General features: G+C 48.7%; 1 protein-coding gene. It reads right to left on the reverse strand.

Features of this window, described 5'->3' with window-relative positions:
- A partial coding sequence (locus tag AB4585_RS28770; protein WP_372172196.1) for a hypothetical protein occupies positions 1-185 on the reverse strand: 185 nt, incomplete at its 3' end.
- Positions 186-271 lie beyond the last annotated feature (86 nt).

Genomic DNA, 271 nt, shown 5'->3' on the forward strand with positions numbered 1-271 from the left:
TTAGAAAGGAGCTCAGCCTTGGTGTGTTCCATGCCCATGATGGTATCGCCAATGGTCTTCATCATGACTAATTCCATTCGTGAAAGGCTGACTTCAAATCTCGAGGCGAAGTCTGCGAGCATGTACGCCGTGATTTCGTTAGTAAAGTTACCCGCGGAGCCAGCTTCCCATTCCCCAATGGACATTGCGAAATACCGGCTACTCCTGTCATCTGGCAATATTGGATTGTCGCTGGTGGTGTTATGAGGGGAACGAATGACCGCTTCAATAT

This window comes from Vibrio sp. 10N.222.49.C9, from assembly GCF_041474985.1.
Lineage (GTDB): Bacteria > Pseudomonadota > Gammaproteobacteria > Enterobacterales > Vibrionaceae > Vibrio > Vibrio crassostreae_C.